Origin of the sequence: Streptomyces endocoffeicus (genome assembly GCF_016741935.1) — a bacterium.
In the GTDB taxonomy this organism is placed as follows: domain Bacteria; phylum Actinomycetota; class Actinomycetes; order Streptomycetales; family Streptomycetaceae; genus Streptomyces; species Streptomyces endocoffeicus.
Genome location: NZ_JAERRG010000010.1, coordinates 36,242 through 51,290, shown reverse-complemented (window position 1 = coordinate 51,290; position 15,049 = coordinate 36,242). Strand labels below are relative to the sequence as shown.

The 15,049-nt window shown below is 70.0% G+C and carries 12 protein-coding genes; 6 read left to right on the top strand and 6 right to left on the bottom strand.

The annotated features are described in order from the left end of the window. Positions 1-139 precede the first annotated feature (139 nt). The gene (gene dnaE / locus JK364_RS24560) at positions 140-3,685 is read right to left on the bottom strand and encodes a DNA polymerase III subunit alpha (protein WP_201853360.1); all 3,546 of its coding nucleotides are present in this window, start codon (positions 3,683-3,685) and stop codon (positions 140-142) included. A 214-nt stretch (positions 3,686-3,899) separates the two neighbouring features. On the opposite strand from dnaE, the gene JK364_RS24555 reads away from it, so the two are divergent. The 5 genes from JK364_RS24555 (at position 3,900) to JK364_RS24535 (ending at position 9,794) form a co-directional block, all read left to right on the top strand. Next, a complete protein-coding gene (locus tag JK364_RS24555) occupies positions 3,900-5,225 on the top strand; it encodes a DUF2252 domain-containing protein (RefSeq protein WP_201853359.1) in 1,326 nt (441 codons plus the stop codon). Between the two features lie 91 nt (positions 5,226-5,316). Then, positions 5,317-6,318 (top strand): thioredoxin domain-containing protein, encoded by a 1,002-nt coding sequence (locus JK364_RS24550; protein WP_201853358.1) that lies wholly within the window; start codon positions 5,317-5,319, stop codon positions 6,316-6,318. Between the two features lie 85 nt (positions 6,319-6,403). Then, a complete protein-coding gene (locus JK364_RS24545) occupies positions 6,404-7,081 on the top strand; it encodes a hypothetical protein (protein ID WP_201853676.1) in 678 nt (225 codons plus the stop codon). 85 nt (positions 7,082-7,166) lie between these two features. Further along, on the top strand, positions 7,167-7,994 hold the full coding sequence (locus JK364_RS24540) for a thioredoxin domain-containing protein (protein ID WP_201853357.1): 828 nt from the start codon (positions 7,167-7,169) through the stop codon (positions 7,992-7,994). 168 nt (positions 7,995-8,162) lie between these two features. After that, a complete protein-coding gene (locus JK364_RS24535) occupies positions 8,163-9,794 on the top strand; it encodes an alkaline phosphatase D family protein (protein WP_201853356.1) in 1,632 nt (543 codons plus the stop codon). Positions 9,795-9,852: 58 nt separating this feature from the next. On the opposite strand, the gene JK364_RS24530 is transcribed toward JK364_RS24535, so the two are convergent. After that, complete coding sequence (locus tag JK364_RS24530; RefSeq protein WP_201853355.1) at positions 9,853-10,443, bottom strand: dienelactone hydrolase family protein; 591 nt, start codon at positions 10,441-10,443, stop codon at positions 9,853-9,855. A gap of 131 nt (positions 10,444-10,574) precedes the next feature. Here JK364_RS24530 and JK364_RS24525 point away from each other — a divergent pair, with 131 nt between their 5' ends. Continuing rightward, the gene (locus JK364_RS24525) at positions 10,575-11,714 is read left to right on the top strand and encodes a mechanosensitive ion channel family protein (RefSeq protein WP_201853675.1); all 1,140 of its coding nucleotides are present in this window, start codon (positions 10,575-10,577) and stop codon (positions 11,712-11,714) included. A gap of 16 nt (positions 11,715-11,730) precedes the next feature. Here JK364_RS24525 and JK364_RS24520 read toward each other — a convergent pair whose 3' ends face one another. The 4 genes from JK364_RS24520 to JK364_RS24505 all read right to left on the bottom strand — a co-directional run bounded on the left by JK364_RS24520 (position 11,731) and on the right by JK364_RS24505 (position 14,626). Then, positions 11,731-12,195 (bottom strand): GNAT family N-acetyltransferase, encoded by a 465-nt coding sequence (locus JK364_RS24520; protein ID WP_201853354.1) that lies wholly within the window; start codon positions 12,193-12,195, stop codon positions 11,731-11,733. Next, on the bottom strand, positions 12,192-13,133 hold the full coding sequence (locus JK364_RS24515; protein ID WP_201853353.1) for an RluA family pseudouridine synthase: 942 nt from the start codon (positions 13,131-13,133) through the stop codon (positions 12,192-12,194). The genes JK364_RS24520 and JK364_RS24515 overlap by 4 nt, the downstream gene beginning before the upstream one ends. A 94-nt stretch (positions 13,134-13,227) precedes the next feature. After that, on the bottom strand, positions 13,228-13,815 hold the full coding sequence (lspA, locus tag JK364_RS24510) for a signal peptidase II (protein WP_201853352.1): 588 nt from the start codon (positions 13,813-13,815) through the stop codon (positions 13,228-13,230). Positions 13,816-13,885: 70 nt separating this feature from the next. Then, on the bottom strand, positions 13,886-14,626 hold the full coding sequence (locus JK364_RS24505; protein ID WP_201853351.1) for a TraR/DksA family transcriptional regulator: 741 nt from the start codon (positions 14,624-14,626) through the stop codon (positions 13,886-13,888). Between the last annotated feature and the right edge of the window lie 423 nt (positions 14,627-15,049).

The following is a 15,049-nucleotide window of genomic DNA, read 5'->3' as shown; positions in this document are numbered from 1 at the left end:
GCGCCCGACACGGGCGCGCCCCTTGTGCGTTCCCCGCCACCGCGCCCCGCCGGAACCGCTGCTTTCGTCTTTCGTCAGGGCCGGGCGGTCACTGCTTCGTCAGGGCCGGGCGGTCACTGCTTTCGTCAGGGCCGGGCGGTCACCCGGCCAGGCAGGACGCCCCCAACAGCACCTTGAGATCGCCGAAGAGGGCCGGGTCGGCGGTGACGCGGTGCCGGTCGAGCCGCAGCACAGTGGTCTTCCGCGCCCCCTGGAGCTTGATCCGCACCTCGGTGGAGCCGCGGTGGTGGGTGAGCACCTCGCTCAGCTTCTCGACCAGCGGCGGGGTGACCTTGACCGTGGGAATGGTGATCGTCACGGGCGCGTTGGCGCCCGCCTCGGACAGATCGGGAACCATCAGCTCCATGGCGACCAGCCGGGGCACGTCCTCGCGCTTGTCCAGCCGTCCCTTGACGAAGACGACCACGTCCTCGATCAGCTGGGTGGAGACCAGCTGATAGGTGGCCGGGAAGAACATGCACTCGATGGAGCCGGCCAGGTCCTCCACGGTGGCGATCGCCCAGGCGTTGCCCTGTTTGGTCATCTTGCGCTGGAGACCGGAGATGATGCCGCCGATGGTGACGATCGCGCCGTCCGCGTGCTCACCGCCGGTGAGCGCGGAGATCGCGGCATCCGCCTTCTCGTTCAGCACATGCTCGATGCCGAACAGCGGATGGTCGGAGACATACAGGCCCAGCATCTCCCGCTCCTGGGCCAGCAGATAGCTCTTGTCCCATTCGACGTCCGCGAACTCGACGTCGAGCCCGAAGCCCGGCCCGTCGCCGTCCCCGCTGTCGCCGCCCATGCCGCCGAAGAGGTCGAACTGCCCCTCGGCCTCCTTGCGCTTGACGGCGACCACATTGTCGATCAGGGCCTCGTAGTGCGCCGTGAGCCCCTTACGGGTGTGGCCCATCTCGTCGAAGGCGCCCGCCTTGATCAGCGATTCGGTGGTGCGCTTGTTGCAGACGACCGCCTCGACCTTGTCCAGGTAGTCCGGGAACGAGGCGTACTTCCCCTTGGCCTTACGGCCGCGGATGATCGCCTCCACCACGTTCTGGCCGACGTTCCGGACCGCCGTGAGACCGAAGAGGATCACATCATCACCCTGGGCGGTGAAGTTGGCCTCGGACTCATTGACGTTCGGCGGCAGCACCTTGATGCCCATGCGGCGGCATTCGTTCAGATAGACCGCCGACTTGTCCTTGTCGTCGCGGACCGAGGTGAGCAGCGCCGCCATGTACTCGGCGGGGTAGTTGGCCTTGAGGTACGCGGTCCAGTAGGTGACCAGGCCGTACGCGGAGGAGTGGGCCTTGTTGAACGCGTATCCGGCGAACGGGACCAGGACGTCCCACACCGACTGGATGGCCTCGTCGGAGTAGCCGCGCTCGCGGCAGCCCTTCTGGAAGGGCACGAACTCCTTGTCGAGGACCTCCTGCTTCTTCTTGCCCATCGCGCGGCGCAGCAGGTCGGCCTGTCCGAGCGAGTAGCCCGCGAGCACCTGGGCGGCCTTCTGCACCTGCTCCTGGTACACGATGAGGCCGTAGGTGATGCCCAGGACCTCCTTGAGCGGCTCCTCCAGCTCGGGGTGGATCGGGGTGATCTCCTGCTGGCCGTTCTTCCGCAGCGCGTAGTTGATGTGCGAGTTCATGCCCATCGGGCCCGGCCGGTAGAGGGCCGAGACGGCGGAAATGTCCTCGAAGTGGTCGGGCTTCATCATGCGCAGCAGGGAGCGCATCGGACCACCGTCGAACTGGAAGACACCCAGGGTGTCACCGCGGCAGAGCAGTTCGAAGGTCTTGGGGTCGTCCAGGGACAGATCGAGCATCTTCAGGTCGACGCCCTTGTTGGCGCGCACCATCTTGACGGCGTCGTCCATGATGGTGAGGTTGCGCAGCCCCAGGAAGTCCATCTTCAGCAGGCCGAGCGACTCACAGGTGGGGTAGTCCCACTGGGTCACGACCTGGCCGTCGTTCTTCGGCGAGAAGACGGGCACGTGGTCGGTGACCGTCTCGCTGGACATGATCACGCCGGCCGCGTGCACGCCCATCTGCCGGACCAGGCCCTCGATTCCGCGCGCGGTGTCGATGACCTTCTTCACATCCGGCTCGTTCTCATACATCCCGCGCACCTCGCCCGCCTCGCTGTAGCGGGGGTGCTTCTCGTCGGTGATGCCGGAGAGCGGGATGCCCTTACCGAGGACGTCGGCGGGCATGGCCTTGGTGATGCGGTCGCCCATCGCGTACGGATAGCCGAGCACCCGGGCGGAGTCCTTGATGGCGTTCTTGGCCTTGATGGTGCCGTAGGTGCCGATCTGGGCGACCTTGTCGGCACCGTATTTCTCGGTCACGTACCGGATGACCTCGCCGCGCCTGCGCTCGTCGAAGTCGATGTCGACATCGGGCATGGACACGCGCTCGGGGTTGAGGAACCGCTCGAAGATCAGCCCGTGCTCGACCGGATCGAGGTCGGTGATGCCCAGGGCGTACGAGACGATCGAACCGGCCGCGGAGCCTCGGCCGGGGCCCACCGCGATGCCGTTGTTCTTGGCCCACATGATGAAGTCGGCGACCACGAGGAAGTAGCCCGGGAACCCCATCTGGATGATGACGTCCATCTCGTACTCGGCGAGCTTCTGCCGGTCCTCGGGGACGCCGCCGGGGAAGCGCTGGGCCATCCCCTTGCGGACCTCCTCCTGGAACCAGGTGACCTCGGTGTACCCCTCGGGCACATCGAACCGCGGCATCAGGTCGCGCTTTTCGAACCAGCCGTTGTTGTCGATCTGCTCGGCCACCAGGAGGGTGTTGCGGCACCCCTCCTGCCAGGCGTCCGAGGAGTCGATGGCGTACATCTCGTCGGTCGACTTGAGGTAATAGCCGGTGCCGTCGAAGCGGAAGCGGTCCGGGTCGGACAGGTTCTTGCCGGTCTGGACGCACAGCAGCGCGTCGTGCGCCACGGACTCGCGGGAGTAGGTGTAGTGCGAGTCATTGGTGACCAGCGGCGGGATGTCCAGCTTCTTGCCGATCTCCAGCAGCCCGTCCCGGACCCGGCGCTCGATCTCGATGCCGTGGTCCATCAGCTCCAGGAAGTACCGCTCCTTGCCGAAGATGTCCTGGTACTCGGAGGCGGCCTTGAGGGCCTCGTCGAACTGGCCGAGCCGCAGCCGGGTCTGGAGCTCGCCCGAGGGGCAGCCGGTGGAGGCGATCAGGCCCTCGGACCACTGGGCGATGGTCTCCTTGTCCATCCGCGGCCACTTGACGAAGTAGCCCTCCATATAGGCGTCCGAGGAGAGCCGGAAGAGGTTGTGCAGACCGGTTTTGTTCGACGCCCAGATGGTCTTGTGGGTGTAACCACCGGAACCGGAGACGTCATCGCGCTTCTGGTGCGGCTGGCCCCACTGCACCCGCCGCTTGTAGCGCCGCGACTCGGGGGCCACATACGCCTCGATGCCGATGATCGGGGTGATCCCCGCACCCGTCGCCTGCTGGTAGAAGTCGTACGCGCCGTGGAGGTTGCCATGGTCGGTCATGGCGATGTGGGTCATGCCCATCTCATTGCACGCGTTGAACATGTCCTTGAGCCGCGCCGCACCGTCCAGCAGCGAGTACTGGGTATGGACATGCAGGTGCGTGAAGGGCGGCTTGGTCACGGTGGAAGACCTCCGGCGAACAATCGATGACGGCACGGCGAGACAGCTCCGAAGGTTACCCCTCCGCACTGACAAGAGCCGGGCACTCGCGGGTAGCCTCAGGCGTTGATCCCGACGGGTCATCCGGTCTTCCCGCGCACCCGGCGAGACGGAACATACCCTGTCGTATCTGCCCCACCGATCATCTCTCCCATGCCCCAGGAGGCGTTCCGCGATGTCGACCCAGCAGACCCAGGCGGAACAGCGCGGCGAGCACATCCTCGCCGTATTCGACACCGCCTTCGGCGAGCTGCTCGCCGCCGACCCGGCCGCCTTCCGCGTCAAGTTCCGGAAGATGGCCGCCTCGGCGTTCGCGTTCTACCGCGGCACCGCCTGCCTGTTCTATTCCGATGTGGAGCGGGAGCGCTCCGGCGGACCGTACCTGGACGACCGCACCAGCCGGGTGTGGATCCACGGCGACCTCCACGCCGAGAACTTCGGCACCTACATGGACGCCAACGGCCGGCTGATCTTCAATGTGAACGACTTCGACGAGGCGTACGTCGGCCCCTTCACCTGGGACCTCAAGCGCTTCGCCGCCTCCGTGGCGCTCATCGGCTACACCAAGGCGCTCAGCGACGAGAAGATCACCGAGCTGGTGCGGACGTACGCCGGCGCCTACCGCGAGCGCGTTCACGCCCTGGCCACCGGCGCCAAGAACGACGAGGTGCCGCCCTTCACCCTGGAGACCGCGGAGGGCCCGCTGCTGGACGCGCTGCGTGACGCCCGCTCGCTGACCCGCTTCGGGCTGCTGGACTCGATGACCGAGATCCGCGACTTCGAGCGCCGCTTCGCGGCCGGCGGCGGGGCCATCGAGCTGGACGCGGCCACCCGCTACAAGGTGCTGGCCGCCTTCGACGGCTATCTGGAGACGCTCCCGGAGTCCAGTCTCTCGCGCCCGGACTCCTACCGCGTCAAGGACGTGGTGGGCCGCCGGGGCATCGGCATCGGCAGCGCCGGGCTCCCCTCGTACAACATCCTTCTGGAGGGCAACAGCGACGCCCTGGAGAACGATGTGGTGATCTACATGAAGCAGGCGCAGACCCCGGCGGTCTCCCGGCACATCACCGATGAGCAGGTGCGCGCCTACTTCCACCACGAGGGCCACCGCACGGTGATCTCCCAGCGCGCGCTCCAGGCCCACGCCGACCCGTGGCTGGGCTGGACCGAGCTGGACGGGGCGGGGCAGCTGGTCGCCGAGGTGTCGCCGTACGCGGTGGACCTGGACTGGTCCGACATCGACGACCCCGCCGAGATCGCCGCCGTCGTCGCGGACCTCGGCCGGGCCACGGCCACCATGCACGCGGCCGCGGACGACCAGAGCGGCCACTCGCTGGTGCCGTTCTCCACCGAGCGCGCCATCGACGCGGTGATCGTCGCCGACGAGGACGGCTTCGCCGAGCTCCTGGTGGACTTCGCGCACTCTTACGGTGCCCGCGCCCGCGCCGACCACCAGATCTTCGTGGACCTCTTCCGCAACGGCCGCATCCCCGGCCTCTGATCGCCTCCCTGGGGGACGCCCGTCCCCCGGGACTGTTGATCGTCACCCCGGCCATGGCCGGGGTGCGCTCGCCCCTCTATCGTTGTCGGCCATGTGGCCTGGACAGCAGCCGCCGGGGGGCGAGCGAGACCCGCAGCAGAATCCGTACCAGCAGCCGGGTCATCCGCCGCCCCCGGATCAGCCTCCGGGCTTCCCGCCCGCTCCCCCGCCGCCTCAGGGTCCACCGCCCCAGGGCCCGCCGCCCGGGCCGGGCGGCGGGCCCTGGGGCGGCGCTCCCGCACCGGCGGACCGGCAGCGCAACGCCGGCCTTACGGCCGTCATCGCGGTGGCGGCCGCCGCCGCGGTGATCGCGGGCGTTCTCGTGTTCACGGATGACGACAAGGGCTCCCGGGGCGGCTCGTCGGACGATGTCGTCCAGGGCCCGCCGGGAGGGCCGAGTCCGGGCGGTTCCGGGGACCCGGACGGCTCCGGTGGCTCACAGGGCCCGGGAAATCTCGTCACGCCCGCCCACAGCTCCGGGCCGAGCGGCACCACCGTGGTGATCGGCGAGGCCGGTGCCGGGCACACCCTCGACGTCTACGAGGACCTGCGCTGCCCGCCGTGCGCCTCCTTCGACCAGGCGGTCGGGCCGACCATCGCCAAGGACATCAAGGCCGGCAAGTACAAGGTCTCGTTCCACTTCGCCGCCATCCTCGACAAGAGCATGGGCGGCAGCGGCTCCGCGAACGCCCTGAGCGCCCTCGGGGCGGCGCTGGACGTGAGCACCGACGCCTTCCTCGACTACAAGGCCGCCCTGATGTCGGCGAAGAACCACCCCGAGGAGAGCAAGGACTCCTACGCCGACGACAACCAGCTGCTGACCGTCTCCCAGGAGGTGTACGCGCTCAAGACGAACGCCTCCTTCCGGGAGGCTCTGCGCGTGGGCACCTACGACCCCTGGGCGAAGAAGATGATCGCCGACTTCGACGCCTCCGGGGTGAGCGGCACCCCCACCGTCAAGCTCGACGGCTCCCAGCTGACCGGCAGCGGCGGCTCCGCCCCCGCGACCGCGACGGAGTTCACGGACGCGGTGAACAAGCAGCTCAAGGGGTGAAACATCCAGGTCAAGGGCGGGTAGCCGACCGCCCGGCCGATTCTTCACATGGTCCCTACAGCCGTTCATGGCAGAATTCGAAGTCATGGACGGCACCGGACCGCAGCTGAGGGCAGTGCGCGCGGCGCTCTTCACAGCGCTGTGCGTCACGCTGTCCTCGGCTTCGCATGTCCTGCTGTCGCGGGCCCCGCTGCCGCTGGGCACCGTCGCCGCGCTCGCGGTGGCCGTCTTCGCCGTCGCGTACGCCCTCGCGGGCCGGGAGCGGGGCTTCTGGTCCATAGCGGCCCTGCTGATCCCGCTGGAGCTGGCCGCCGACACGATCTTCACCACCGGCCAGCAGGCGTGTTACGGACAGTCCGGCGGCCCGGTGGCGGGCTCCCTGCGCTCGATGGGGGTCACCGTGCTGTGCGGGGGCGACTTCGGCGGTTCGCTGTCCGGGGTCTCCCAGAACGGCGTCGCCGGCCCGCTGGCGGCCGCCGTGAGCTCCGCCACCCCCTGGCTGCTGCTCGCCGCGCATATCGCGGTGGGTCTGATCGCCTCGGCCTGGCTGCGGCGCGGCGAGGCCGCCCTGAGCCGTCTGCTGGCCTCCCTGGCCGCCTTCGCCTTCCGGCCGCTGCTGCTGGCCGTCGCGGTCCACGCGGCGGCCCCGCTGCCCCACCGCCGGGCCCCGCGGCCCGTACGGCCGGTGCGCCCGGCACCGGCCCTCCCTCTCCTCGTGCACTCCGTGGTGCGTCGTGGACCGCCCTGCTCGGCCGCTGCCTGAGCACAGCTCGGCCGCTGCCTGAGCACAGCGCTCCACACCCCCGTACGCATCACTGACGACGCACACCCACGGAGATCGAACCATCATGAGCAATCGCAACAGCCAGCAGAACAAGCAGGCCGCGCGCGAACGGCTGCGTGTCGAGCGCGAGCGCCAGGCCAAGAAGGACCGGATGCGGCGCCAGCTGTTCGTCGGCGGCGCGGTCGTCGCGGTCCTCGCGATAGCCGGCGGCATCGGCTACGCCGTCACCAACATGAGCTCGGACGACGCCAACCAGAAGTGGCGGGCGGCGGCCGAGAAGAAGGCGTTCACCAAGCCCGCCAACGCCACCGGACCCCAGGGCACGACGGTCGTCATCGGCGACAAGAAGTCCAAGAACACCCTGCACGTCTACGAGGACATGCGCTGCCCGGTCTGTGCCCAGTTCGAGAAGTTCACCGGCCCGACGGTGCTCAAGGACATCAAGGACGGCACCTACAAGGCGCAGTTCACCATGGGCACCTTCCTTGACGACAACAAGCAGCAGCCCGGCGCCGGCTCCAAGAACGCGCTGAGCGCGCTCGGCGCGGCCCTCAACGTCAGCCCGCAGGCGTTCCTGGACTACAAGGAGGCGCTGTACGCGCCGAAGAACCACCCGCAGGAGACCGATGACGCCTTCGCGAACGACCAGAAGCTGATCGACGTCGCCCAGCAGGTCAAGGAGCTGAAGGGCAACACGGCCTTCGAGAAGGCCGTGAAGAACGGCACCTACGACCGGTGGGCGCTGGCCATGTCCAAGTCGTTCAACGACACCAAGGACGTCGACGCCACCCCGACCTTCAAGATGAACGGGAAGAAGCTGATGGTGGGCCAGAACCCGCCGATGACCCCGGACCAGTTCACCCCGCTCGTCAAGCAGAACCTCAAGAAGTAGCGTCCGGCCCTTCTCGGGCCGAGTCGGCGGGCGTGCCCTCGAGGGCGCGCCCGCCGACGGCGTTCCGCCCCGGCGGCCCACGGCCGTGGTGACCTGGCGGCGACGGGTGGGCGAACATCCCCCAAGCCCCCTGTCCTCGGGGGCTACTTGTCAGTAATCTCCTCGGCCGTGACCGACCTCCACATATCGCGCCGAAGCGCCGTCACGGCCGCGGCGGCCGCCGCCGCCCTGCTGCCCCTCGTCCCGGGCCCCACCGCCACCGCCGCCTCCGGGCCCGCCTTCCTGCACGGCGTCGCCTCGGGCGACCCGCTGCCCGACGGGATCCTGCTGTGGACCCGTATCACGCCCGCCCCCGACGCCGTGCCGGGCTCGGGGCTCGGCCCCGCCACCGAGGTGACCTGGGAGGTCGCCGAGGACCGGGACTTCCGCTCGGTCGTCGCCCACGGCACCGTCAAGGCCGCCGCCGACACCGACCACACCGTCAAGGCCGATGTGCGCGGGCTGCGGCCCGCCACCGGCTACTTCTACCGCTTCGGCGCGGACGGCGGCGTCCGCTCCCCCGTGGGCCGCACCCGCACCGCCCCCGCACACGACGCCGCGACCGAGGGGTTGCGCTTCGGCGTGGTCTCCTGCGCCAACTGGGAGGCGGGCTGGTTCTCCCCGTACCGCCATCTGGCCGCCCGCACCGACCTGGACGCGGTGCTCCATCTGGGCGACTACATCTACGAGTACAAGAGCGGCGAGTACCCGGAGACGAAGGACGTCCTCCGCCCGCACGCCCCCACCCACGAGATCGTCACGCTCGCCGACTACCGCGTCCGGCACGGGAACTACAAGACCGACCCCGACGCCCAGGCGCTGCACGCCGCGCTCCCCCTGATCGCGATCTGGGACGACCACGAGTTCGCCAACGACGCCTGGTCCGGCGGGGCGGAGAACCACACGCCCGGCACCGAGGGGGCGTGGGCCCAGCGGGTGGCCGCCGCCAAGCAGGCGTACTTCGAGTGGATGCCGGTGCGCCCCTCCACCCAGGGCACCGCCTACCGGCGGCTGCGCTACGGCAACCTCGCCGATCTCCACCTGCTCGATCTGCGCTCGTTCCGCTCCCAGCAGGCGGCCACCGGCAGCGGGGACGTGGACGACCCGGAGCGCACCCTGACCGGGCGCGCCCAGCTCGACTGGCTGAAGTCGGGCCTGACCGCCTCGGACACCACCTGGCGGCTGGTGGGCAACTCGGTGATGATCTCACCGGTCGCCTTCGGGGCGCTCCCCGCCGAGCTGCTGGGCCCGCTCGCCGAGCTGCTGGGGCTGCCCAAGGGCGGGCTGGCCATCAACACCGACCAGTGGGACGGCTATACGGACGACCGGCGCGAGCTGCTCGCCCACCTCACCGACCACGGAATCGGCAACACGGTCTTCCTCACCGGTGACATCCATATGGCGTGGGCCAACGACGTACCGGTGAAGGCCGCCACCTATCCGCTCTCCCGGTCGGCCGCGACCGAGTTCGTGGTCACCTCGGTGACCTCCGACAACCTCGACGATCTGCTCCATGTGGCACCGCAGACGGTGTCCCTGGCGGCGGCCGCCGCGATCAGGGCCGCCAACCGCCATGTGAAGTGGGTGGACATGGACTCGCACGGCTACGGCGTGCTCGATGTCACCCCGCGGCGGGCCCAGATGGACTACTACATCGTCTCGGACCGGACCGATCCGCACGCCACGAGCGCCTGGACGCGGTCGTACCGCACCCAGGCGGGCAGCCAGAAGGTCGAGCGCGCCGACGCGCCCGTGCGATAGGGCTCGCCCGTACGTTAGGACCCACCCGTACGTTAGGGCCCACCCGTGCGTCGAAGGCTCAGAGGCTCGCCAGGAAGCCGAGCGCCACCCGCCAGGTGGCCTCGGCGGCCTCCTTGTCGTAGTCCGGCAGCTCGGGGTCGGTGAAGATGTGCCCGGCCCCGCCGTAGCGGAAGACCTCCACATCGGCACCGGCCCGCCGCATCCGCAGATACCAGGCGTTGAGCCAGTCGTGCGGCTCGAACGGGTCGGGGTCGGCCACATGCAGCTGCACCGGCAGGTCGTCGGCCGCGGCGTCGTCGGCGATGTCCGAGGTGCCGTGCAGCAGGAGCAGTCCGCGCGCCTTGTCGTCGGCCAGCGCCAGGTTCTGCGCCAGGGAGCCGCCGAGCGAGAAACCGGCGTAGACCAGCCCGCGGTCCGAGTACGGCGCGGCGGCGGTAATGGCCCGTTTCAGCAGCTCGTCCCGGCCGATCCGCTCCTTGATCACCATGCCGTCCTCGACGGTCTCGGCGGTCTCCCCCTCGTACAGGTCCGGCACGACCACCTCATGCCCGGCCGCGCGCAGCCGGTCCGCCGCCTCGTGCACGGCCGGCCGCAGCCCGTACGCGGAGTGGAACAGCACAATCGTCGAGGTATCGGCCACCGCCGTCACTTTCCTTCCCGTTTCACTTTCCGTGGATCGCCCCCTCCTATCGTGCCAGTCACAGTCTGAGGGCGCCCGATCCGGGGAAGGCGGGACAGGACACCCTGGAGTCTCCCCTGGGAAGGATGAGGTAGGTGTCCATGGAGGACGTGCTGCGTCCGCTCATTGTCATCGGCGGCTCACTGGCCATCACGCTGTTCATCGGCTGGGCCGTCGACTGGCTGCTGCGGAGGGTCGATGCCCGGCATCCCGAGACCCCCCTGTGGGGTCATCTGCGCCAATGCCGGCTCCCTCTTCAGGTGACCGTGTGCACGGCGCTGCTGAGCGGTTCGTACGACGAGACGCAGGCGAGGGTCGTCCGGGAGCACGGGTCGGCGATCGGCCAGTTGCTCGCGCTGGTGCTCATCGCGGCCACGGCGTGGCTCATGGTGCGGGTCTCCTCGGCCGTGGTGGAGTCCTCCTACTTCCGCTACGCCTCCTCCAGCGCGCACGACCCCGCGCGGGTGCGCCGGGTGCGCACCCAGGTGACGCTGATCCAGCGGGTGGTGGCCGCGATCGTCGGCGTGGTGGCGGCCTCGGCCATGCTGCTGACCTTCCCGACGATGCGCACGGTCGGCACCTCCATGCTGGCCTCCGCCGGGATCCTCGGGGTGGTCGCCGGTGTGGCCGCCCAGTCCACGCTGGGAAACCTCTTCGCGGGGCTGCAGATCGCCTTCGGCGACATGGTGCGGATCGGCGACACGGTGGTCGTGGACGGCGAGTGGGGCACGGTCGAGGAGATCACGCTGACCTTCCTGTCCGTACGGACCTGGGACGAGCGCCGCATCACCATGCCGGTGTCGTACTTCACCAACAAGCCGTTCGAGAACTGGTCGCGGGGCGGCACCCAGAAGGTGGCCACGGTCTACTTCCACCTGGACCACACCGCGCCCATCGAGGAGATGCGGGAGCACCTGCGCGAGATCGTGCAGAAGTCCCCGGCCTGGGACGGCCGGGACTGGAACCTGGTGGTGACGGACACCACCCCGAGCACCATCATGGTGCGGGCGCTCATCACGGCGCGGGACCCGGACGACGCGTGGACCGTGCGCTGTGAGGTGCGCGAGAAGATGATCACATGGCTGCGGGACACCCATCCGTACGCGCTGCCGCGCATCGCCACCGCCCCGGCCGCGCGGGCCCCGCAAACGCTGCCGGAGAGCGAGCGCCGCCGTGAGCGCCACGACCACTTCGCCCGCTTCGAGGACGGGCTGCGCAAGGACGCCCGGCACTCACCGTGAGCCCGGCCGCCCGCCGCTACAACGACCGTCGCATCGCGCGGTGCGGAATGCCGCCGCCCTCGTCGAACTCGGCGCCGAACGCCTCGTAGCCCAGCCGCTCGTAGAAGCCGAGCGCATGGGTCTGGGACTCCAGATAGACCTCGGCCAGACCGCGCCGGTGGGCCTCCGCCTCGACGGCCCGGACCAGGTCGGCCCCCAGCCCCGTGCCCCGCGCCGCCCGGGTCACCGCGAGGCGGCCGAGCACGGCGGTGGTGGCGCCGTCGACACCGGCGTGGCCGTACTTCTTGTCCGCGGCGGCGCCGTGCAGGAAGCGGACGGTGCCCACCGGGCGGCCCCCGTCGTCGGTGGCCAGGAGGTGGACGGCAGGCGCGTCGTACGCGTCCATCTCCTCCTCCTCGGGGATCCGCTGCTCCACCACGAAGACCTCGCGGCGGACCGCGAAGCAGCCGGACAGGTCCCCGTCGGCCACGACCTCGATCACGCGCTCTCCGCCTTCACGATGTCCAGCGCCCCGCGCAGATCGTCCGGGTAGGAGCTCTCGAACTCGACCCATCCGCCGTGCGCGGGGTGCTCGAAGCCGAGCCGCACGGCGTGCAGCCACTGCCGGGTCAGCTTCAGCCGCTTGGCGAGCGTCGGGTCCGCGCCGTAGGTGAGGTCGCCGACGCAGGGGTGGCGGTGGGCCGCCATATGCACCCGGATCTGGTGGGTGCGGCCGGTCTCCAGCTTGATGTCCAGCAGGCTCGCGGCCCGGAACGCCTCGATGAGGTCGTAGTGGGTGACGCTCGGCTTGCCGTCCGCGGTCACCGCCCACTTGTAGTCGTGCTGGGGATGGCGGCCGATCGGGGCGTCGATGGTGCCGCTCAGCGGGTCCGGGTGGCCCTGGACCAGCGCGTGGTAGCGCTTGTCCACGGTGCGCTCGCGGAATGCCTGCTTGAGCACGGAGTACGCGAGTTCGGACTTGGCGACGACCATCAGCCCGGAGGTGCCGACGTCCAGCCGGTGCACGATCCCCTGACGCTCGGCGGCGCCCGAGGTGGAGACGCGGAATCCGGCGGCGGCGAGCCCGCCGATCACGGTGGGGCCGGTCCAGCCGGGGCTGGGGTGGGCCGCGACGCCGACCGGCTTGGAGACGACCACGATGTCCTCGTCGTCGTGCACGATGTCCATGCCCTCGACGGGCTCGGCGACGATCCGCACCGGCGGCGCGGCCTGCGGCAGCTCGACCTCGAGCCAGGCGCCCCCGGAGACCCGGTCGGACTTCCCGGCGACGCTGCCGTCGAGCTGCACCTTTCCGGCGGCGGCCAGCTCGGCCGCCTTGGTCCGGGAGAAACCGAACATGCGGGCGATCGCGGCGTCGACGCGCTCGCCCTCCAGACCGTCCGGTACGGGCAGGGTGCGGATCTCGGGAATCGTACTCACCTGACGAGTATGCCGGACCGGGAGCACCGGTTCGTACGCCCGTCGGATACCGGCCGTAACGCCCCTCCCGGGACCGGACCGGTGCCGGCCCCGGTCAGTCCTTGTGGACCGTGCCGTCCGGGTCCAGACCGCGGAAGGACAGGATCACGATCAGGAAGCCGCCGCACACGATGGCCGAGTCGGCGAGGTTGAAGACCGCGAAGTGGGAGGGCGCGATGAAGTCGACGACCGCCCCCTGGAAATCCCCGGGCGCCCGGAAGACCCGGTCGGTGAGATTGCCGAAGGCGCCGCCGAGCAGCAGTCCGAGCGCGATGGCCCAGGGCAGGCTGTGGAGCTTGCGGGCCAGCCGCGCGATCACCACGATGACACCGACCGCGATCACCGTGAAGACGATGGTCATGGCCTCGCCGAAGCCGAACGCGGCCCCCCGGTTGCGGATCACCTCGAACTGCAGCCAGGTGCCGATCACCTCGACCGGAGCGTGATGCTCCAGCTTCGCGACCACGGCCAGCTTGCTGGTCAGATCGATCAGATAGGCCAGCGCAGCGACCGTGAGGAGCACCCCGACACGCCGCTTGCCCCTGCCCGCCGCGGCCTCACCGGATCCGGCGGCGCTGGTCCCGGCGCCCCCCTCTGCCTTCCCCGCGTCCGGCGTACCGATGGCCTGCTCCGCCTCTGTCACGTGAGTCCCTCAACCTCGTGAGCCTGTCTCCCCCTGTGAGGGACGAGGGTACGGCACACACGTACGGGCGTCAGCGCCGCTCCTGGCGCTGCTTGCACTCGACGCACAGCGTGGCGCGGGGGAACGCCTGCATCCGCGCCTTGCCGATCGGGTTGCCGCAGCTCTCGCACAGCCCGTACGTCGCGGTGTCCAGCCGGTCCAGGGCCCGCTCGGTCTGCAGCAGCATCTCGCGGGCGTTCCCGGCCAGGGCCATCTCATGCTCGCGGGTGATGTTCTTGGTACCGGTGTCGGCCTGGTCGTCACCCGCGCCGTCGCCGGAGTCGCGCATCAGCCCGGTGATCGCCTCCTCGGAGGCGAGGATCTCGGTGCGCAGCCGGCCGGCCTCGGTCAGCAGCCCGGCGCGCGCCTCGTCCACCTCCTCGGCCGACCAGGGGTCCTCGCCGGGGCGGACCGCGAGCTCGCTGGGGTCGACGGGGGCGCCCGCCGCACGGGCCTTGGGCAGGGGCGGCGCGGTCGTCGTGGCCTTCTTGCCGGTCGGCGCACCACCCGAGGTCTTCTTCGCAACCACTTTCCTGGCTCCCGTCTTCTTCGCGGGCACCGCCTTGTCGGCGGGCGCGGCCTTCTTGGCGGGCGTCTCCGACTTCTTCTTCGGTGCGCTCTTCTTCGCCGCCTTGGCGGCGCCTTGCGCGGCGGCCCTGCCGGGTGCCGCGGTCTTGTCGACGGCCTTCTTGCCCGAGGCGCTCTCCTTGCCGGGCGCGGCCTTCGTCGCCTTCGCCGTGCTCTTCTGCACGGTGGTCTTTCTCGCCACCATGGCCGCGGCCCCTTCACATATTGTGATCTTGCGCGCGAATCGTTCCGGAACGATAAATCGACTCCGGGCGGGCGGCAACGGGGCACGCCGCCCGATTCGCCCGGCTTGCCCGTACGACAACCCGGTCTCCACCGTTGTGCCCCACTCCACGTCCGGTAATCCGTCCGGGATCCGGTACCCAGAGGTGACCCAGCGTGACTGTCCTGATCGCGGCCCCCGGCGTCCGGCCATTCGGGTCGGTCCGCGGACCCGGCCGTCCCCCACTCGGCGCAGTGCCCCAGCAGTGCCCCAGCGGTGACCGAGCAGTGCCCCAGCCGTGCCATATTCGGTCGGCCCCGGTCGCCTCGGCCCCGTACACTGGGGCGCAGCGAAAGGCATGGATGGGGACGAGTAGCGTCGTAGGCGGCCCAGAGCGACCCGGGG